At 53.3% G+C, this 19,987-nt stretch carries 16 protein-coding genes and 1 tRNA gene; 7 read left to right on the forward strand and 10 right to left on the reverse strand.

Annotated elements, in window-relative coordinates; genetic code table 11:
* Positions 1-354 precede the first annotated feature (354 nt).
* Positions 355-813 (forward strand): SsrA-binding protein SmpB, encoded by a 459-nt coding sequence (gene smpB, locus IGQ16_RS07540; protein ID WP_024124961.1) that lies wholly within the window; start codon positions 355-357, stop codon positions 811-813.
* A 2-nt stretch (positions 814-815) separates the two neighbouring features.
* On the opposite strand, the gene IGQ16_RS07545 is transcribed toward smpB, so the two are convergent.
* Positions 816-1,442, reverse strand: coding sequence for a DUF3747 domain-containing protein (locus IGQ16_RS07545; protein WP_297040365.1), 627 nt, complete (start codon positions 1,440-1,442; stop codon positions 816-818).
* A gap of 124 nt (positions 1,443-1,566) precedes the next feature.
* Positions 1,567-5,073, reverse strand: a complete 3,507-nt coding sequence (smc, locus tag IGQ16_RS07550) for a chromosome segregation protein SMC (RefSeq protein ID WP_297060888.1) — start codon at positions 5,071-5,073, stop codon at positions 1,567-1,569.
* Positions 5,074-5,186: 113 nt separating this feature from the next.
* Here smc and trxB point away from each other — a divergent pair, with 113 nt between their 5' ends.
* Together trxB and IGQ16_RS07560 are read left to right on the forward strand one after the other, a co-directional pair.
* Positions 5,187-6,548 (forward strand): thioredoxin-disulfide reductase, encoded by a 1,362-nt coding sequence (gene trxB / locus IGQ16_RS07555; protein ID WP_024124958.1) that lies wholly within the window; start codon positions 5,187-5,189, stop codon positions 6,546-6,548.
* A 19-nt stretch (positions 6,549-6,567) separates the two neighbouring features.
* On the forward strand, positions 6,568-7,323 hold the full coding sequence (locus tag IGQ16_RS07560; RefSeq protein ID WP_024124957.1) for a sulfite exporter TauE/SafE family protein: 756 nt from the start codon (positions 6,568-6,570) through the stop codon (positions 7,321-7,323).
* Between the two features lie 4 nt (positions 7,324-7,327).
* On the opposite strand, the gene IGQ16_RS07565 is transcribed toward IGQ16_RS07560, so the two are convergent.
* The 3 genes from IGQ16_RS07565 to IGQ16_RS07575 form a co-directional block, all read right to left on the reverse strand.
* Positions 7,328-7,399: transfer RNA gene (locus IGQ16_RS07565), tRNA-Thr, on the reverse strand.
* 67 nt (positions 7,400-7,466) lie between these two features.
* A complete protein-coding gene (locus IGQ16_RS07570) occupies positions 7,467-8,249 on the reverse strand; it encodes an ABC transporter permease subunit (protein WP_024124956.1) in 783 nt (260 codons plus the stop codon).
* Positions 8,250-8,517: 268 nt separating this feature from the next.
* Entirely contained in the window at positions 8,518-8,640 is a 123-nt protein-coding gene (locus IGQ16_RS07575) for a hypothetical protein (protein ID WP_024124955.1), read from the reverse strand.
* Between the two features lie 253 nt (positions 8,641-8,893).
* Between IGQ16_RS07575 and IGQ16_RS07580 the strand changes: the two genes are divergently transcribed.
* On the forward strand, positions 8,894-11,131 hold the full coding sequence (locus tag IGQ16_RS07580; protein WP_297060878.1) for a heavy metal translocating P-type ATPase: 2,238 nt from the start codon (positions 8,894-8,896) through the stop codon (positions 11,129-11,131).
* Here the strand turns inward: IGQ16_RS07580 and IGQ16_RS07585 are convergent.
* The 5 genes from IGQ16_RS07585 to IGQ16_RS07605 form a co-directional block, all read right to left on the reverse strand.
* Positions 11,108-11,626 carry a hypothetical protein gene (locus tag IGQ16_RS07585; RefSeq protein ID WP_024124952.1) on the reverse strand — a complete coding sequence of 173 codons (519 nt, stop codon included), beginning with the start codon at positions 11,624-11,626 and terminating at the stop codon, positions 11,108-11,110. The two genes, IGQ16_RS07580 and IGQ16_RS07585, sit on opposite strands and share 24 nt — an antisense overlap.
* A gap of 122 nt (positions 11,627-11,748) precedes the next feature.
* The gene (locus tag IGQ16_RS07590) at positions 11,749-12,561 is read right to left on the reverse strand and encodes a hypothetical protein (protein WP_297040779.1); all 813 of its coding nucleotides are present in this window, start codon (positions 12,559-12,561) and stop codon (positions 11,749-11,751) included.
* A gap of 71 nt (positions 12,562-12,632) precedes the next feature.
* On the reverse strand, positions 12,633-13,415 hold the full coding sequence (gene crtG / locus IGQ16_RS07595; protein WP_297060880.1) for a 2,2'-beta-hydroxylase CrtG: 783 nt from the start codon (positions 13,413-13,415) through the stop codon (positions 12,633-12,635).
* 24 nt (positions 13,416-13,439) lie between these two features.
* Complete coding sequence (locus IGQ16_RS07600; RefSeq protein ID WP_011057753.1) at positions 13,440-13,613, reverse strand: hypothetical protein; 174 nt, start codon at positions 13,611-13,613, stop codon at positions 13,440-13,442.
* Between the two features lie 2 nt (positions 13,614-13,615).
* A complete protein-coding gene (locus tag IGQ16_RS07605; protein ID WP_024124949.1) occupies positions 13,616-13,798 on the reverse strand; it encodes a 50S ribosomal protein L32 in 183 nt (60 codons plus the stop codon).
* Between the two features lie 211 nt (positions 13,799-14,009).
* Between IGQ16_RS07605 and IGQ16_RS07610 the strand changes: the two genes are divergently transcribed.
* The 3 genes from IGQ16_RS07610 to ppc all read left to right on the forward strand — a co-directional run bounded on the left by IGQ16_RS07610 (position 14,010) and on the right by ppc (position 19,678).
* Positions 14,010-15,014 (forward strand): phosphoribulokinase, encoded by a 1,005-nt coding sequence (locus IGQ16_RS07610; RefSeq protein WP_024124948.1) that lies wholly within the window; start codon positions 14,010-14,012, stop codon positions 15,012-15,014.
* A 26-nt stretch (positions 15,015-15,040) separates the two neighbouring features.
* A complete protein-coding gene (locus IGQ16_RS07615; RefSeq protein ID WP_297060884.1) occupies positions 15,041-16,540 on the forward strand; it encodes a DUF3352 domain-containing protein in 1,500 nt (499 codons plus the stop codon).
* A gap of 102 nt (positions 16,541-16,642) precedes the next feature.
* Positions 16,643-19,678 (forward strand): phosphoenolpyruvate carboxylase, encoded by a 3,036-nt coding sequence (gene ppc, locus IGQ16_RS07620; RefSeq protein WP_024124946.1) that lies wholly within the window; start codon positions 16,643-16,645, stop codon positions 19,676-19,678.
* Positions 19,679-19,987: the final 309 nt, after the last annotated feature.

Here is a 19,987-nt window from a genome sequence, read left to right on the forward strand (position 1 = left end):
CCCCCGGAGAGGGGGCCGCTATCAGGGTACTACGGAGCAATCCCGATGTCTGTGTCAGCTTCCTTGTTGTTGCAAGACCAAAGCAGCATCGGGGGTTGTCCAAGTTGCTTCTAGGCAAGGAAAACCCGCTTGAATATGAATTTCGGCGTGGCTGAGTGCTTCAGTAGGGCGAGCAGCACACACCACGGCAATCCACGACGACAATCAAGGGTAGGTCGTGCAAAAACTGTAACTGCTGCAGCTTGGGCATGGCGTCACAACCATTCAGCAAAGGGGTGGGAGGGCAGTGATAAGATGAAAACTCCCCTTATCCCTAAACTGCGGTATATTGGCAATACCTTTGCGGAGTTTTTGATGGGCGATAGTATCAAAGTTCTGAGTGAAAATCGCCAAGCGCGCTTCCAATACGAAATTCTGGAAACCTATGAATGTGGTCTTGTGTTGCTCGGCAGCGAGGTAAAGTCTATTCGCGCTGGCAAGGTAAATTTGCGGGATGGCTTTGCCCGCATCCGCAATGGTGAAGCGTGGTTGATGAATGTCCACATTTCGCCCCACGAAAGTACCAACCCATCCTATAACCATGACCCCTTGCGCGATCGCAAGCTCCTTCTCCACAAGCAGGAGATCCGTAAGCTAGTGGGCAAAGTTGAACAAAAAGGGCTGACCCTTGTGCCCCTAAAGCTCTACCTGAAAAATGGCCGGGTCAAGGTCTCTCTAGGACTTGCCCGTGGTAAGAAACTCCACGACAAGCGCCAAGACCTCAAGCAGCGGCAGGACAGGCGGGAAATGGAGCGGGCAATGAAGCAACGCTAAGCCTAGCTTTGCGGTGTTGTTGCAGGGGGGATGTTGGTTTCGGTGCCGACGGGGCTGACAGGGGTAGGCGCGCTTCCTGTGGCTGCTTCCCAAGTGTCATTCGTGAAATAAACATGCCCCAGCACTTGGCCTTCGTAGGTGCGCCGCGTCAGCCGCCAAGTGGGTTCCAGATGGAATTTGAGAAATTGCCCTTCCTGTATACCGTGGGTGCGGCCAATCACCATCCGCGGACCACCGCGATTGCTACTGCCAACGAGGAGTAACTCCCCATCCCTCTGCTCAATGCGCAGACTATACTGCAATCCTAAATCCTGTTGCGCCACCCGAATCGAGTAGCCATTGCTATCCGTAGCCCGACCACAAATGCCTGTAAAGTCAAATGTCGTCAACAGCGGATCGATCACCACAGGGTTACTGCCCGATTCACGCCAGCAGGGGCGAGTATCCTTCATTTGCTCCACCACCAGTAGGCGATAGCCACCGCGGGCCAGGGGCACAGCCATCACCACATAGCGGCTTTGATCTACTTCCGTTTGCGTAAACATATTGGCTTGGGCCGGCCGAGGGGCAATTGTTCCCAAACAGGCCACCGTCAATAAGCTCAAGCCAAGTTTTTGCCAGTATTTCATAGGGACACTCCTCAGCAAGACTTGGAGATTTTGACAGCTCAATCAAACTTACTGTTCCACTACGATCCACGCCGATGAACTATTAAAATTCTAGGGATTAATTCTAGGCATGATTTTTCAGGTATCAATGGTGAGCTGTTAAATCGAGGCCAATCACTTGGGTATGTTGACCCCGCGCTTGGGTGACACCAATGGTGTGCTGAGCCGCTTCTATCATTGGTCGCCGCAGACTGACAACAATAAACTGCGCCTGTTGGCTCTGCTGCTGAATCATTTTGGCAAGGCGCTCGACATTGGCACCATCGAGAAACATATCCACTTCATCGAAGGCATAAAATGGGGAAGGGCGATAGCGTTGTAGGGCAAAGATAAAACTGAGAGCGGTTAGGGATTTTTCACCCCCGGACATTGAGGCCAAGCGTTGGACGGGTTTACCCTTGGGATGCGCTACCAGATTCAGTCCACCAGCAAAGGGATCTTCAGGACTTTCGAGTTGCAGATAGCCATCGCCATCGGAGAGGGTGGCAAAAATTGTTTGGAAGTTGGCATTGACGGCATCAAAGGCTTCATGGAAGGACTGGTGACGCAGGGTGGTGAAGTTCTCAATCCGCAGCAAAATCTCCGTGCGCTCCGCGGCCAGAACGGCGAGTTTCTCCTGTAGTTCCTTTAGCCGTGCTTGTGTCTCCTCAAATTCCTGAATTGCCAGCATATTGACTGGTTCCATGGTGCGGAGCTGTTTTTCTAGGGCTTGGCACTGCTGTTGAATGTCTTTAAGGGAGAGGTCAGCGGGTACTTCCGGCAATGGCTGCGGTAAGGGAGGTGGCTCAATGGTACTCAATTCCTGAAGTTGTGCTTGCAGGGTGGTCAGGGTTTCGCTGGCTTTTTGGTATTGCCATTCCAGTTGCTGATAGTTCTTTTGCTGCTGCCGCAGTTGGTACTCGTGGCGATCGCGATCGCCCTTGAGGTGGCCCAGGCGGGTGTCCAACTCCCTCAGGGCAGTTTGGGTCTTTTGAACTTGTGTCGCTAGGTCACCAAGGGTTTGATCGAGGGCCTGCTGTTGACAGAGCATCTCCCCTTGGGCTTGGCGCAGTCGCTGAATCTCCTGCTCTGTTTGTGTGAGGTCTCGTTCCAGTTGCTCTAGTTGACGGTGGCGATCGCCCAAGGCTTGATCTAGGGCTTGCAGGGCGGCCACATGATCCGCGTGGATTTTTTCCTGTGCTTGAAGCTGTGCCTGAACCTGCTGCCACTGCTGATGGCTAGGATTGGCTTCAAGGGCATTGAGGGCAAGGCGCTCTGCAGCAAGTTCTGCTTCTAGTTGAGGAAGGCGAGCCTGTAGCTGAGTGAGTTCAGTTTCGGCTGCGGTTAACTCTTGGCTAAGGTACTGCTGCTGGCGCTCTAACTCTGCTTGCTGGCGGTTCAGGTGCTGCTGTTGTTGCTGAAGTTGCTCCCATTGCCGCTGGCGATCGCGATGGCTGTGGCGGACTTCACTGAGGGCTTGGTTCAACTCATTCACTCTCCCTTGTTTGTGGGTGCGCTCCTGCAGGAGGCGATCTAACAGGCCTTCTAATTCCCCAAGGCGATCGCGCACCTGTTGGACTTCTGCCGACTCTTGGGGGGGGATGCCCTGATTAAAACGGAGGGCATTGGTGCGACGCTGGCTGCCCCCAGTCATTGCCCCTGAGGGTTCCAGCAAATCTCCCTCGAGCGTGACCATGCGATATTGCCCTAGGTATTGTCGCGCCGCCTCAAGGCTCTCAAAGACCAGCGTACTGCCAAACACATAGGCAAAAATGGGGGCATATTGCGGCTCAAAGGTCACGAGATTTAACGCATAGTCAATACAACCCGCCAAGGCAATGGGAGAGAGGGGCTTGGGACGTGCCATCTTATTCAAAGGCAAAAACGTGGCTCTACCTGCCTGTTCCCGCTTGAGGAGGGCGATCGCTGCCGCTGCTACACTGTCATCTGCCACAACAATATTGCCTAGGCGCGCTCCAGCTGCAATTTCCAAGGCCAGTTGATAGCGGGGGTCCACTTGGCCGAGCTGTGCCACCAGCCCAAACACGCCGGGGAGATCCGCACTTAAAATGAGCTGCGCTGCAAAACTGCCTTGGGTTTCCTGAACCGCCTGCTGCCGTGCTTCCAATTGATCGAGCTCCCGCTGCTTTTGGCGCTGTTCTCGCTCAAGGCGTTGATAGGTTGCTTCTGTGAGGCTCAATTGTTGCTGTGCTGCAGCGAGTTGCTGGGCAAGGGTCTGCAGTTGCTGCTCCTGTTGTTTGACTGCTGCCGCAGCTTTTGCTAGAGCGTCTTGCAATTCCAATTGTTGTGCTTCTAAGGTGGTGGCCGCTTGGCACAACTCCCCCTGTCGCTGCCGCAATTGTTGCGATCGCTCCTGAAGGCGAGACAACTCACTGCGACTGGGTTCCAGTTCATGGATCAGGGTGTCAATCCGCTGCCGCCGCTGACTGTGTTCCTGAAACCAAGCTTGGGCGGCTGTATTCAACTCCTGAGCTTGCTGCCGCAGGGCCTCGAGGGCGGCTTGGCTGGTGGCAACCGCTGTAACGAAGGGGGGGCGATCGCCCCGTTGCTGTGCTAACTCTTCAGCAAGTTGCCGGTGCTGCGCCTGTTGACGGTGGTACTGGGCTTGCCGTTGCTGGAGTTGTTCTGCCAACTGTTCTTGCTGCTGTTGGTAGGCGGTTTGCTGGCGTTGACATTGGCGCTGTTGGGCATGGAGATCCGCTAACGTTGCTTGGAGGCGGAGATACTCTTCTTCGCCCAGGGCTTTCACCTGTTGATTGAGGTGTTCTAGGGTAACCGCTGCCGCTGCCATCTCCTGTGCCTTTTGTTGCAGTTGGCCTTGGCGTTGGGTTTGCTCCTGTTGTAGAGTCTGGAGCTGTGCTTGTAGTTGCACTTTTTGCTCTTCCTGGGCCTGCCATTGGCGCACTAGTAGCCATTGCTCTCGCTCTTGCAGTTCTAATCGTAGGGCTTGATATTTTTCGGCATGCAGCCGATCCCGTTGCAGGCGATCGCGCTGTTGAATCAACTCCCCCTCAACAATGCGGAAGCGTTCTTCGCGGTCCTTGACCGTATCTAATTTTTCGCGAGCTTGGGCAATCTTGCGGTCAAAATCCGCCACCCCCGCCAATTCGTCAATGATTTCCCGCCGTGCCTTGGCATTCATGGAAATGATGTTAGTGACATCCCCCTGCAGGACCACGTTATAGCCTTGGGGATAGATACAAAACGCCTGTAACTGATCGTGCAATTCATTCAGGGTGCAGGGTTGATCATTCACCGCGTAGGTCGAGGTATAGGTGCCCTGCTGAGTGACCCGCAGTCGCCGTGTTACCCGCCATTCCGTTTCAGCATCCAGTGCAAATGTCACTGTGACTCGCGTTTCAACAACACTATGGCTGCGCCGCGTTTGGCTATGGTTCACCAAATCTGGCAATCGTTCTGCCCGCATCCCTTTGGAACCGGCAAGGCCAAGGGCAAAGAGCAAAGCATCCAAAAGGTTCGACTTCCCTGAGCCATTGGGGCCAGAAATGACCGTAAACCCTGGCCGCAGCGGAATCACAGTGGTGCCGCCAAAGGACTTAAAATTCGTGAGTTCTAACTGCTTGATGTACACAGCCAAGGAGCGTGCCCAACCGTTTCATTATGCCCAAAGATGCTCCCCTTGTTTGCCGCGGAAAATCAAGCTAAAATTAAATAACTCATAATCGTTTCGAGTTTATTTTAGCCATGACACCGCCACGGATTGAAAACGTTGTCATTATTGGTTCTGGTCCTGCGGGCTACACGGCAGCTATCTATGCTGCCCGTGCCAACCTGAAACCGTTTATGTTTGAGGGCTATCAAATTGGGGGGCTACCCGGTGGCCAACTTATGACCACGACTGAAGTGGAAAACTTTCCCGGCTTTCCCGAAGGTATTCAAGGGCCACAACTGATGGCACGGATGAAGGCGCAAGCGGAGCGCTGGGGCACGGAAATGGTGACTGAAGATGTGATTCAGGTGGATTTTAGTCAACGCCCCTTTCTCATCAGCTCAGCGGAGCGGCAAGTCTATGCCCACAGCGTGATTATCTGTACGGGCGCCACGGCCAAACGACTCCATTTGCCCGGTGAAGAGCAGTATTGGACGAAGGGCGTGTCCGCCTGTGCCATTTGTGATGGCGCAACGCCCATTTTCAAGGATGTGGAGTTAGCGGTGATTGGCGGCGGCGATAGTGCGGCAGAGGAAGCAGTTTATCTCACCAAGTATGGCTCCCACGTGCATCTTCTGGTGCGTAGTGACAAAATGCGAGCCAGTAAGGCCATGCAGGATCGGGTGTTTGCCAATCCTAAAATTACAGTTCACTGGCAAACCGAAGCACGGGAAATCCTTGGCGATGGCAACTTAATGACGGGTTTGCGGATGATCAATAAAGCCACAGGGGAAGAATCCCTCTTGCCGGTGCGGGGTTTATTCTATGCTATTGGTCACACCCCCAATACCCAACTGTTCAAGGATTTTCTGGAGCTAGATAGCGTCGGCTATATCGTCACTCGCCATGGGACACAAACGAATGTGGAGGGGGTCTTTGCTGCTGGGGATGTTCAAGACCATGAATACCGCCAAGCCGTAACAGCAGCAGGCAGTGGTTGTATGGCAGCCCTTGATGCAGAACGTTGGCTCTCAGCGCGGGGGCTCATTCAGGAGTTTCACCAAACGGCAACGGCGACCCAGCCCGCAGCAACCACGAAACCCACTGCCTCGCCAGAACAGGAGTTTGATCCCAATGCCATTAAACATCGGGGTAGCTATGCCTTGCGCAAACTCTTCCACGAAAGCGATCGCCTCCTGGTGGTGAAATATGTTTCCCCCACCTGTGGCCCGTGCCATACTCTCAAGCCCATTTTGGATCGATTGGTGGAGGAATTCGACGGCAAAGTACAGCTTATTGAAATTGACATCACTGAGGACAGCGCGATCGCCGAGCAAGCGGGGGTGACCAGTACCCCCACAATTCAACTTTTCAAAAATAAGGAACTCCTAGAGGTAATTGTTGGCATGAAACCCAAGAGTCAGTACCGCGAGACTATCCAACGCTACCTTTCCTAGCCTCTACGCACTCAGGGGTATGATCAGCAAGATTGGGCTCCTTACCGTTGCGGGCCTGGTGGCGGGCTTTGTCAATGCTATTGCTGGTGGGGGAACACTGATTAGTTTTCCAGCTTTGGTGGCGATCGGCTTGCCGCCAGTGGTTGCCAATCTCACCAGCACCGTTGCCTTGGTTCCCGGTTACTTGGGAGCGACAGTGGCCCAATATCAAGAGCTCAAGGGTCAGCAACGGCGCCTTGGTTGGCTCTTTCCCACGGCAGTGGCCGGGGGGATGACGGGGGCAATGTTACTGCTGCACACCAACGAGGCACTGTTCAATGCCCTAATTCCTTATTTGCTGCTTTTGGCCGCTGTTCTCTTGGGGGTTCAGGAGCAGGTGCGGGCCTGGTTATTGCAGCGGATCAGTGTTCCAGACAGGTCTGAAGTGGGAGCCATTCCCCTTGTATTTCTGGCGGCGGTCTATGGTGGCTATTTTGGTGCCGGCTTGAGTGTGATTTTGCTAGCGGTGCTGGGCGTTGTTCTCGGGGAAAGCTTGAGGCGCCTCAATGGCTTGAAGCAAATTTTGGCCTTTGGGATCAATGTTGCTGCTGCTGCATTTTTCGTTGTGTCTGGGGAGGTAGTGTGGCCGGTGGCTTGGGGGATGGCGATCGCCACCATTGTTGGCGGATTGCTAGGGGGTAAATTTGCCCGCGCGGTCGACCCCGTGCTGCTACGCTGGACGGTCGTGCTTTTGGCCCTCGTGTTGGCGATCAACTATTGGCTGCAACAGCCTTAAACAAAGCCCGTGACGAGGATTGAACTCGTGACCTCACCCTTACCAAGGGTGTGCTCTACCACTGAGCTACACGGGCAAAGATTCCCAGAGCTTTATCATAGCCCATTGAGGGAACAATTGAACAAATGGGCTGCGAGTTTTTGCTAAAAGTTGCGACGAGAGAAAATCCAGGTGGCGATCGCCAGCAGGGCCACCGTATAAATCACGCCATAAAAGGCATTGGCCACAAGTTCCGGTACAGACGGCAGCATTCCATAGACCGCCGTATTCTTAAAGTCCAAGCGGGATAAATCGGGAAAGATCAGATAGAGAAACTGCATCAGTTGCCGTACGGTGTCACTCTCTATCTTTTGGCTGAGGATGACCAAGTTTTGGCTAAAGTGCCCCATAAAGTACAGTGCCACGGTTAGGAGCGTGGCAATCAAGGAACTGGTGAAACTACCAAAAAGCAAAGCGGCTGCCGTCAGGAGGGCTAGTTGCAGCGCAATGTAGAAAGAGTTCACTATCAAAGGACCAGTGGGATAGGCAAACTGATTCAAGCTCATGAGAATAAACAGAATTAGCGTCATCAGTGCTACCAGTACTAGCAGAACCGCCGATAAGCCCAAATGTTTGCCAATAATAAATTCCGCACGGCTGATGGGTTTCGCCAACATCACCAAAATCGTGCGCTTTTCTATTTCTTTATTGAGCAAACCACCCCCAACAAAGGCGGCAATCAGCAAGCCAAAGAGGGAAATTCCTGCCATCCCCACATCAAGGCTAATTTTGTCTTGGGTTCCTGCTGAGACCTGTCCCAAAATCACAATCGCTAAAGCTAGGCCAATGGCAAAAACAGCAGTGACGTAAAGAACCCGCTCTCGCAGTGTTTCATTGAAAACATTACGGCTAATTGTCCAGAGGCGACTCACCGTTAGCGGTAACATGTCTGGTACTCCTTGAATTTACTCTCCTCTCAAAGAATACCTATTTTGATAGCTTCGACGTCCACCGGAAAAGTCGTTCACCCTTTTACGGTGGTACCTACTGCCGGGAGAGAGAGGTCAGTATCTTTATCAAAGGGCTCAAGGGGCACCCTGAGATCATGCCTCTCGATTCGAGGCGATCGCCAGCGCGGTAGCAGCGTAGCAGCAATCCCCCACTTCATTTCTTTGTTTCTTGGATAGATGGATAGATGTCGATTGCCATTTCCTCTCAGCTAGCCAGCACACAATCCACGACGTCGGGGTTGCGGCGGTAGAGATCAAACCTTTTGCCGCGATCGTGGGCTGCCGTTGCGAGCAAGAGCACTTTGGCAGGGCGTATAGACACGACCATGAATTAGCTCATGCCCTGCCAACTGCTGCTCTGTCCAGCCAAAGTATTCTTAAAGGATTCTTCTGGTGTGAAATAGCGATCGCCCGTCTCCTTGGCAGCTACCATTGCTTGTATTTCTAGTGAAAACTGTATTCCTTTAGGATAGCTTCCCCTGATCTCTGACATCTCAGAACCAACGTGCCACAATAGGCGGTGGGGACGCAGTTAGGAGATTTAACGTAATTTAACGTAGTTCTCTTTGGAGAGGGTTGACGTGTCCCTAAGTTCAAGTCTTGATTCCCAAGCCCCTGAGGTGGCAATTCTGCGGGTGAGCGGCTTGCGTTGTGCTGGCTGTGTGCGATCGCTGGAAAATCAGTTAAAAGAGCAGCCGGGCGTAGATGCTGCGGCAGTGAATCTAGTGACGGGAACCGCCGTTGTCACCTATTCCCCCAATAAGACAACCCCTATCGCTATTGTTGAGACCCTAAACCAAGGCCGCTTTCAAGCCACCCTTGCAGAAGCCAATGCCCTTTTGGAACTGCCCACGGCCTCTGAGGAAACCTCTTTGCCAAGGTTGGCGATCGCCTTTATACTCCTTATTCTCTCCAGCGTCGGCCACGGGATTGATCTGCTGCCGGGGCACTGGTCCATGTTAGAAGCCATGATCTGGCACTGGGGGCTAGCGACGATTGCCCTTGTCCTGCCGGGGTGGGAGATTTTGCGGCAAGGGATGATCGGCCTCCTCCAAGGGTGCCCGAATATGAATACGCTGGTGGCTCTTGGCGCCTTGGGGGCTTACCTCACCAGTACGGTGGCGTGGCTGTGGCCGGCCTTGGGGTGGGAGTGTTTCTTTGATGAACCGGTGATGATCCTTGGCTTTATTTTGCTGGGGCGATCGCTGGAGCAACAAGTACGTCAACAGGCGCAACGGGACTTGCGATCGCTCCTCGCCCTGCAGCCAAAACAGGCCCTATGGCAACCGAGTTTGACCGCTAGCGATCGCTGGCCCATTCCCGTCAGTCGTATCCAGGTGGGAGACTGGCTGTGGGTGGATGCTGGAGAACCCTTTCCCGCCGATGGCACCATTGTGACCGGGGAAACCTTGGTGGATGAATCCATGCTCACGGGGGAATCTCTACCGGTAGTCAAAGGCGTGGGGGCATCCGTTCTAGCGGGCAGTCGCAATGTTGGTGCTGCCGTTACCTTACGGGTAGAACGCTGTGGCCGTGCCTCATTTTTGGGACAGATTTTAGAGCTCGTGGTGCAGGCACAAAATCGCAAAGCACCGGTGCAGCAAATGGCAGATGTGGTGGCTGGCTATTTTGGCTATGGAGTGTTGCTCTTAGCGGCAGGCACCGCTGTTTTTTGGAGTGCGATCGCCCCCCATGTCTTCCCAGAAATAACCAATCACACGTCCCTATTGCCCCTAAAGCTGGCCTTAAGTGTGCTGGTGATTGCCTGTCCCTGTGCCCTTGGCCTTGCCACTCCGATCGCCCTTCTTGTGGGCACCAGTCATGCCGCTGCCAAAGGCTTAATTATTCGCGGTGGCGATGTTCTCGAGCGCACTCAACAGTTGGACACGATTGTGTTTGACAAGACGGGCACACTGACAACGGGTGAACTCGAAGTTGCAGAGATCCACCTGTACGGGCAGTCCTCCTTAGAAACCGTCCTCTACCTACTGGCCAGCCTAGAGCACAAGAGTCGCCATCCCCTTGCAGTGGCGATTCAGAAGGCATGGGCTGCGACAAACCAGACAACAGAACTAGCAACGGTGACCGGGCTGGAAACTGCCCTTGGACTGGGGATGAGCGGTTGGATTGAGGGACATCACTATCAAGCGGGCCGCCTCAGTTGGCTGCGTGATCAGGGTATTGACTGCCCTCCCCTAGCGGTAGAAACCCATGTGGCCTTGGCCTGCGATCGCCAGCTGATGGCGGTGGTAACCTTTCGCGATCGCCTGCGCCCAGAGGCAGTGAGCACCATTCAAGCCCTGCAAGCCCAAGGCTATGAGATTCATGTCCTCACGGGCGACACCGCCAAAGCAGCCCAACAACTCCTAGAACCCCTCGGCCTACTCCCAGCCAATATCCACACAGATCTGCAACCCCAGCAAAAGCTGGCCCTCATTGAGGAGTGGCAAACCAAGGGCAAAACAGTGGCGATGGTTGGGGATGGCATGAATGATGCCCCCGCTCTGACGGCAGCTCAGGTGGGGATTAGCCTTGGCACTGGTACAGAGGTGGCCATTGAAGCAGCAGATATTATCCTCACCCGCAATCATCTGGAGGATGTGCTCACCGTGCTGGCCCTCAGCCGTGCCACCTTCCGCAAAATTCAGCAGAATCTTTTTTGGGCAGTAGCCTACAATATCGTCGGTCTACCCATTGCAGCCGGTGTTGGGTTACCCCTGTGGGGACTCAGTCTCACGCCTGGACTTGCGGCCGCTTGTATGGCCATCAGTTCGATTGCCGTTGTTCTGAATTCCCTAAGCCTCACTCGAGCAAACTAGCTCGCGAATCTGTTGGGCATTGGCACGGGTGAGCCGCTTTTTGTGGGGCAGGACAACCACCGCTGGTCCCCGTTTGCATTCCCCCATACAGCCTGTCGCTTTCAGGGTAATGGGGAGCTGTTGGGCCTCTAGTTCTTGCCAGAGTTCCTTGGCGCCCCGGCGACAGCAGGCGGATTTTTGACAAATGAGCACCCTACAGGGCTGAGAACCCCTTGCCACTGTGGCTTGAGCCGTTGCTAAAAATTCTAAATGGTCTGCCTGGTATTGCTTGACCCAGCCATCGTACTTATCCTTGACCGTGCCTTCTAGCCGCAGGCGATCGCCCACCTTGGGGAGTTGTGCTAATTCGCGTCGTAGCGATTTTTCCAGCTTGATCCAGACTGTTCCCGTGAGGGTTTTCAAAATCACGACCTTGGGCAGTCCCTTCTTGTAAAAGATCTCTTCAACCGTGCCCTCAAGGCAAAATGTCGGCAAATCAACGACACCCAGACCCATAGAAGTAAGACCTTGTTAGAAATTTTTCTCAATAAATTGAGTCTAGCATATCAGGTAAGGTCTTGGGGTTAGCCCAAAGCCTTATTAGATTCCTTTAAGAAAATAATAAGAAAATAATCATGTCAACCGGAGAGAATCCGCTCCCACTCTGCCAGTAGGTTATCAATACTGCCCGTCGTCTCAGTCGCCTCGCCGACTCTTGCTGCGGCGGAGCTATCGAGAGGGGCACCCACCTCCTCAACGCTATTGGGAAAGAGTTCTTCAAGAGTTGGTTGAGCAGTGGAGGGTTCCTCCGACTTCCGATCGGGCATTAAGTAAATTTGGCGGATATCCGCTGGCAGATACTCCACGATGCGTGCTAAGCCTTCCTCTAAATGCTGGTTGAGTTCCTCAAGGCTGTAGGTTTCCCCTTGAACTTCTAGGTAAGCGCGCAGGCGCTCAAGGTTCCAGTGAAAGGTTTGGGTTGTCACCAGCACTAGGCGGCTCAGGGGACTCAGGTAGGCAAGGCTGGCTTCCAAATAGCACCAAAGGGGCACTGGTGCATCCCGAAGGACATAGGTAATGTGCTCAATGCCGGGAAGTTCCTCTTGAATGAGGGCGGCGGTGCGGTTGACAATCCAATTGCGCAGGGAGCGAGCTTCCTCATCCCCCACTTTCACGCCCTCAGGGGTAAATTCCACAAGGTCAAGGCCAAAAAATAAGCCATGCCACACCTTGGCAAAAAGATAGTCCACCTGTACAGGCGATCGCCCGTGGTGTTGCAGAACACTATATACGAGGGGGCCGTAGCGACAGTAGAGAGCCACGAAGTAGCAGCCGCGATCGCGCTGATCCTGAAAGGCCCTGATCAACTCCGCATCGGAAAGGGTGAGTAACGGTTGGATCAGCGGATGTTGTCGCTCCGCCATCCTGGGAAAGGAAAGTGCCTTGACCATCTCACTGCCACTGAACCAGACAGACTGTCCTACGCCTTCACCAATGGGCCTATGCAGAATTCATCCTGAGTTCAGCCTTGGGTGCGATCGCGAAACAGGGGCAGGTAATCACGACTCTCCGTCCCCAACCACCGATCCCAGAAGGTGAAATAGAGGCCATAGTTACAGCGAAATTGACGGTGGTGCAAACTGTGGTGGGTGGCTCCAATCAACCACTGCCCCAACCAATGTTCGGCAAAGCCACGGGGGTAGATCTCTAAGTTTAGATGATTAATCACACTGGAGACCGTCATCAGGCTCAGCTGGATCACGATAGCGTAGGGGTGCAGTGGCACAAGCACAATAATCAGCGGCAGAAAAATCGCCTGTAAGCAGGCCTCCCAGGGATGAAATGAAAAGGCAGTCCAGGGTGAGGCAACAATGCTATGGTGATGCACCCGATGGACACAGCGATAAATTTTCGGTTGGTGCATCCAGCGATGGAGCCAATAGTAATAGGTTTCGTGGAGCAGTAGCACAAGGCCAATGCTCAAGGGAAAGTAAATATAGTCCCAAAGGGAATTTAACTCCAGATAAACCGCTGTCCAGCCCCGCTGCCACATCACTGCGGCGATCGCCCCCGCCAGGGCAAAAATAGCCGCTGTCAGCAATGACCAGCCAAACTCGTGCCAAAACTGCCCCCGCTTGTAAGGCCGCAAATTTATCCGTCGTTTCCTCAGGGGCGTCCAGCAAGCCACGACATATACCAGCGAAAAAAAGCCAGCCACTAGCAATAGGCGGCTGACGACCATCAAAAACATTACCCCAACCATAATGCCAAAGAGGCGGGGGTCACTGAGGTTGTAGGGAATCATGCAACACAGTGCTAAAGGCGTCCCCTAGAGCCAGCCCAACCAGTGGAGCAAGCCCTCTCCTGTCCAATATTCCCACAACAAAAGAGCCACCAGACCCACCATCGCTGCACGGCCATTAATCCGCTCAGCAAAGGTATTAAAGCCGTACTTTGGGGTTTCCAGTTTGGGGGTGCGGCTCGGCTCTGTAGGGGTGGCCATGATTACTCCTGCTCGTCTTCGTTCTCTTCTTCGGCTTCAGGGAAGTAGAAGCCTTGGGCACGTTCAGTCAAAATAGACTTACCAATCGAGAGGGCACGTTGTGCTTGAAGGGCAGCTTGGCGCTTCCAGACAGCACGGCGCATACTGCGCTTGGACTTTGAGGTTTTCTTTTTGGGGCAGGCCATGGTGATCCCTAGGATGAACTTTCGCAATCTACTACTTTATCCCAAACTCTTCCCGAGAACAACCACCCATCCCCCCTGTGGACCAGAAGGTTCCTCTTTTTGCACAAAAAACTATCCCAGAGGGACACCACCCTTGTAATATCAGTTAAGGGTATACTGAACCACCCCATGAGGGGATGTCCACTTCTACGAGCAAAGGGAATCGTCAGCTATGAGCAGTAAGCCAGACCGTGTGGTTCTCATCGGCGTTGCTGGAGACTCCGGCTGTGGTAAATCAACGTTTTTGCGCCGACTGGCCGATCTGTTTGGCGAAGATTTTATGACTGTGATTTGTTTGGATGACTATCACAGTCTGGATCGCAAGCAGCGGAAAGAAATGGGGATTACGGCGCTTGATCCCCGCGCCAACAACTTTGATCTGATGTATGAGCAGATCAAGGCTCTCAAAAATGGCGAATCAATCATGAAACCCATCTACAACCACGAAACGGGGACGATTGATCCGCCGGAGAAGGTGGATCCCAACCACGTGATTGTGATTGAAGGCCTGCATCCCCTCTATGATGAACGGGTGCGATCGCTCATTGACTTCAGTGTTTATCTCGACATCAGTGACGATGTAAAAATTGCTTGGAAGATCAAGCGCGACATGGCTGAGCGGGGCCATAGCTATGAAGACGTGATTGCCTCCATCAACGCCCGTCGCCCTGACTTCATGGCCTATATCGATCCCCAAAAGCAGTACGCTGACGTGGTTTTGCAAATTCTACCGACCCAGTTAGTCAAAGAGGAAAAAGTCGGCAATATCCTGCGGGTACGGATGCTGCAACGGGAAGGCATCCCCGGCTTTGAGCCCGTTTATCTCTTTGATGAAGGTTCAACGATTACTTGGATTCCCTGCGGTCGTAAGCTCACCTGCTCCTATCCGGGCATCCGCCTCAGCTACGGACCTGATGAATACTATGGTCACCCCGTTTCGGTCTTAGAAGTGGACGGTCGCTTTGAAAAACTCGATGAACTCATCTACATTGAAAGCCACCTGAGTAATACTTCCACCAAGCACTACGGCGAAGTGACGGAACTACTGCTAAAGCACCGTGACTATCCGGGTTCCGATAATGGGTCGGGTCTATTCCAAGTGCTAACGGGCCTGAAAATGCGGGCTACCTATGAGCGCTTGACCGCGCGGGACGCGGCCACTGTCACCAATCGCTAATTGGGCCTGCCACATTGAGGGCACTGATGCAACTGCACCAGCGATCGCTATGGTCATCCCTTTTGGTCTTTATCCTCTGCTGGTTGTTTCTAATGTGTGGCCAGCCAGCTTTTGCTGCCGATAGCGATGACCTGATCTTTATCCCGCGCCAAGCCCAGAGTGTCCTCAAGCTCAATCAACCTCCCAGTAGCGATCCCCTACATTTTTTGGTGGAGCGTTTTTGGACGTCCCAACTTGCTCATTGGGGCTTGTCCTGGTCTGAAATCAATGATTGGGTGGGGGAGGGGGTGACACTTGCCCAGTTCCCCTGCCCCGAAGCATGTTCATCCCCGCGGCAGTTGTGGATTTTGCCCTTGAAGCGCCTAGGAGCAGCAACGGCTTTTTGGGAGACCTACTGGCAGGGGCATCCCTTTGAGGTGCAAGTCTATCAAAATATCCCCCTGCAGGTGGGCAAGGACTTGGTGACAGCCCGTCTCGGCGATCGCCTGCTCCTTGCTTCGGATGTGGAGACTATGACCGCTAGCTTAGGGGCAGCGGTAACCGCGGATGGTCATCTTGCGGGATTGACTTTTTATCAAGTGGCGCGGCCCCAATTAGAGGCTGAACCTACAGCCCTCTACTATGTCAACCTGCAATCTTTGAGTTCTGAGGGGCGCCAACTGGCACCCACCTACGATCGCCTGCTTTTAGCCGTAAAGGCACAAGCCAACGAGCTACATCTGCAAATGCTGCTGCACCGCACCAGTGATGCAACACTGGCCTCTGATCCCTTCGACCTTGAGTTCCTCCGTTTCCCAGAACCGATTCCCACGGTAGTGGTGGCGGGTGCTCACTTGCCAGAGGGCTATAGCCAACTCACTGCCGCTTTGGCCGATTACCGCTTTGGCAAAACTCCCCAAGGGGATGATATTGTCAGCCCACTGCTACAGGATTTGACGGCGGATATACCGGTGGACTTGACTAGCCAGATTTTTCCCTTGGCCAGCGATCGCTTTTGCCTTGCCCTTTGGTATCTAGCCGATAAACACTGGCAATGGTTGTGGCAGACGACCCATACCCCAGAAACGGCGACGCTGCTGCACCAGTTGGATGATCTTGCCCGTGCCAATGGCTATGAGGTCAATCGCTTAGTCTTGGATAAAGAACCCGTAACCGCTTGGGTAAAATTGATGCTTGACCCGCAGACAAGGACAGGCTTGGTCTCTGATGTGGCCGCCGCCTATGGGCAACGGGGCGATCGCCTAATACTGGCATCTTCCCTATCGGTATTTTCCCAGCATCAAAGTAAAAAACTCTCTTGGTTGCCAGAGCACCTGTTGCGACAGCGACAAGGGATTCATGGGCTGGTCTATGCCCGCTGGCCGCAGCTATTTGCCCCCTTGAGCCAGCGTTGGCCCTTACTTCAGTACCTCAATGGCATTACCGCCGGCTGGTTAGAACGTCTGCAAAGCCTTACTTTGGTGAATTATGGCGTTCGCGATCGCCTGCAACACCTAGAACTGATTCTCAGCAGCAAAAACGCTTAGAACTGTTAACAAATCCTTAGTAGGCCTGTTATCAATTGTTGTGCCGCCCTGGTTCAGGATTGGGTAAAGTAGGGAGTATTATGTTTGCAGACTGGGGTAAATATGACATCAGTCCTCGATGCGACCAATCGCGATCGCTTAATTGAAAGTGAAAGTTTAGCAGCCCGTACCCTACAGGAACGGTTGCGACTGGTGGAAGAGGTCTTGGTCGATGTCTTGGCGGCAGAATCGGGTCAAGAATTGGTTGATCTATTGCGGCGCTTAGGTGCTCTCTCTTCGCCGGAAGGTCATGTGCTCCATGCCCCAGAAGGGGAACTGCTCAAGGTCATTGAATCCCTCGAACTCAATCAAGCCATTAGAGCGGCCCGCGCTTTTAACCTCTACTTTCAAATTATTAACATCGTTGAGCAGCACTACGAACAACAATACAACCGCGAACGCGCTGCCCAAGAGAGATTGCGGCGCCGCAGCGTCATGAGTGAACCGATTTCCGGTGTCAGTGGTGAAGGTTTTCCGCTGCCTCATAATGCTGCCAACGCAACGGCTGTGCGCAGTGGGCCGAGTGAACGCCTAGAGCATAGTCTCTACGAAGCCATTCCCGCTACTCAGCAGTATGGTTCCTTTGCTTGGCTCTTTCCTCGGCTGCAGATGCTGAATGTGCCGCCGCGCCATATTCAAAAGCTGTTGGATCAACTGGACATTAAGCTGGTTTTTACTGCTCACCCGACGGAGATTGTACGGCAAACAATTCGGGATAAGCAGCGGCGGGTTGCCCGATTACTCGAGCAACTGGATGTGCTAGAGGGGGCTTCTGCACACCTGACGGATTGGAATGCCCAAACTCTACGGGCACAACTGATGGAGGAAATTCGCCTCTGGTGGCGCACGGATGAGTTGCACCAATTTAAGCCGGAAGTGCTCGATGAGGTGGAATACACCCTCCACTACTTCAAGGAGGTAATTTTTGCTGTCATTCCCAAGCTCTATCGGCGCCTGGAGCAGTCATTGCATGAAACCTTTCCCACGCTTGAGCCCCCCCGTCACAATTTCTGCCGCTTTGGTTCTTGGGTGGGGGGCGATCGCGATGGCAATCCCTATGTCAAACCAGAAGTAACGTGGCAAACCGCCTGCTATCAGCGCAACTTAGTTCTTGAGGAATATATTAAGTCCGTTGAGCGCTTAATCAATTTGCTCAGCCTGTCCCTGCACTGGTGCGATGTGCTGCCGGATTTGCTAGATTCCCTTGAGCAGGATCAGCGGCAACTCCCTAGTATCTATGACCAGTATGCGGTGCGCTATCGGCAGGAACCCTACCGCCTGAAACTGGCCTATGTGCTCAAACGGCTGCAAAATACCCGCGATCGCAACCGGGCGCTGCAAACCTACTGCATTCGCCGCCATGAGGCGGAAGAGTTAAATAATGGGCAGTTTTACTGCCACGGTGAAGAATTCTTGGCAGAATTGCTGCTAATTCAGCGTAACCTCAAGGAAACAGGACTGGCCTGCCGCGAATTGGATGATTTGATTTGCCAAGTGCAGGTCTTTGGCTTTAATTTGGCAGCCTTGGATATTCGCCAAGAAAGCACCTGTCACGCTGAGGCCCTCAATGAAATTACCGCCTATTTGGGTATTCTCCCCTGTCCCTATACAGAACTCTCAGAAACCGAACGCACTCGCTGGCTCCTCAGTGAACTCTCGACCCGTCGCCCCTTGATTCCGGGGGAACTCCCCTTTAGCGATCGCACCAATGAAATCATTGAAACATTCCGCATGGTGCGGCAACTCCAGCAGGAATTTGGCACCGATTTGTGCAATACCTACATCATCAGCATGAGCCACGAGGTCAGCGATCTGTTGGAGGTACTCCTCTTTGCCAAGGAGGCAGGCCTCTTTGATCCAGCCACTGGAGCTAGTACCCTGCAAGCCATTCCTCTGTTTGAAACGGTCGAAGATCTCAAACACGCCCCGGCGGTGCTGACGCAACTATTCTCTCTCCCCTTTTGCCGGAGCTATCTTGGAAGCAACAGTACCCCCTTTCTGCAGGAGGTCATGCTGGGCTATTCCGACAGCAATAAGGATTCCGGCTTTCTCAGTAGCAACTGGGAAATTTACAAGGCGCAGCAACAGCTCCAGAAAATTGCTGAGAATTTTGGCTTCCAACTGCGCATTTTCCACGGTCGGGGTGGCTCAGTGGGTCGGGGTGGTGGACCTGCCTATGCAGCGATTTTGGCGCAGCCAGCGCAAACGATTAAGGGACGAATCAAGATTACTGAGCAAGGGGAGGTACTGGCTTCCAAATACTCGTTGCCGGAACTAGCGCTCTTTAACCTCGAAACAGTGGCCACAGCGGTAATCCAAGCTAGTTTGCTGCGCAGTAGTATTGATGAAATTGAGCCTTGGCACGAGATTATGGAGGAGTTGGCCACGCGATCGCGCCAGTGCTATCGCCATCTCATCTATGAGCAGCCAGAATTCATTGAATTCTTTAACGAAGTCACCCCAATCCAAGAGATTAGCCAACTGCAAATTAGCTCACGGCCAACACGGCGGGGGGGCAAGAAAACCCTTGAGAGCCTGCGGGCAATTCCTTGGGTCTTTAGTTGGACGCAAACCCGTTTCCTGCTGCCGGCTTGGTATGGTGTGGGTACTGCCCTAAAGGAATTCCTTGAGGAAAAACCCGCTGAGCATCTTTCCCTCTTGCGCTACTTCTACTACAAATGGCCTTTCTTCCGCATGGTGATTTCTAAGGTTGAGATGACCCTTGCCAAGGTCGATCTAGAGATTGCCCGCTACTATGTCCAAGAACTCAGCCAGCCCCAAAACCGTGAAGCCTTCTTCCGCCTCTACGATCAGATTGCTCAGGAACATCGCCTGACCACGGAATTAGTGCTCACGATTACTGGCCATGAGCGGCTACTCGATGGGGATCCGGCGCTTCAGCGATCAGTGCAACTGCGCAATCGCACCATTGTTCCTTTGGGGTTCCTGCAAGTATCTCTTTTGAAACGGCTGCGCCAGCACAATAGCCAAACTACCTCTGGGGCAATTTTGCGCTCCCGCTATGGTCGGGGTGAATTGCTCCGGGGGGCACTCTTGACCATCAATGGCATAGCAGCGGGGATGCGCAATACGGGCTAAGCAACGGCGAGGGTGAATCATGAACCCGATGACCCGCACATTAACCCTATCTCCGGAGTTAATGCAAATCAGCGTTGAGGACTATCACTGTTGAGCTAGGCCTTTGGGAGGAAGATGACCCTATTGAACCAGTGCGGGGGGGACTGATCAAGATGGCTGTTGGGGGATAGCCCCCGAAACCTGGATTACCCAACTGCTGCCGGTCTTAATGCCAATGTTTGGTGATAGGGCAACCCTGCGCTGTTAACCACTGGTTGTAATTTCAGTTCACAGTGAACCTGGGCTAGATATTACCCTTGTTGATAATCT

Source organism: Thermosynechococcus sp. M3746_W2019_013 (genome assembly GCF_015296045.1).
In the GTDB taxonomy this organism is placed as follows: domain Bacteria; phylum Cyanobacteriota; class Cyanobacteriia; order Thermosynechococcales; family Thermosynechococcaceae; genus Thermosynechococcus.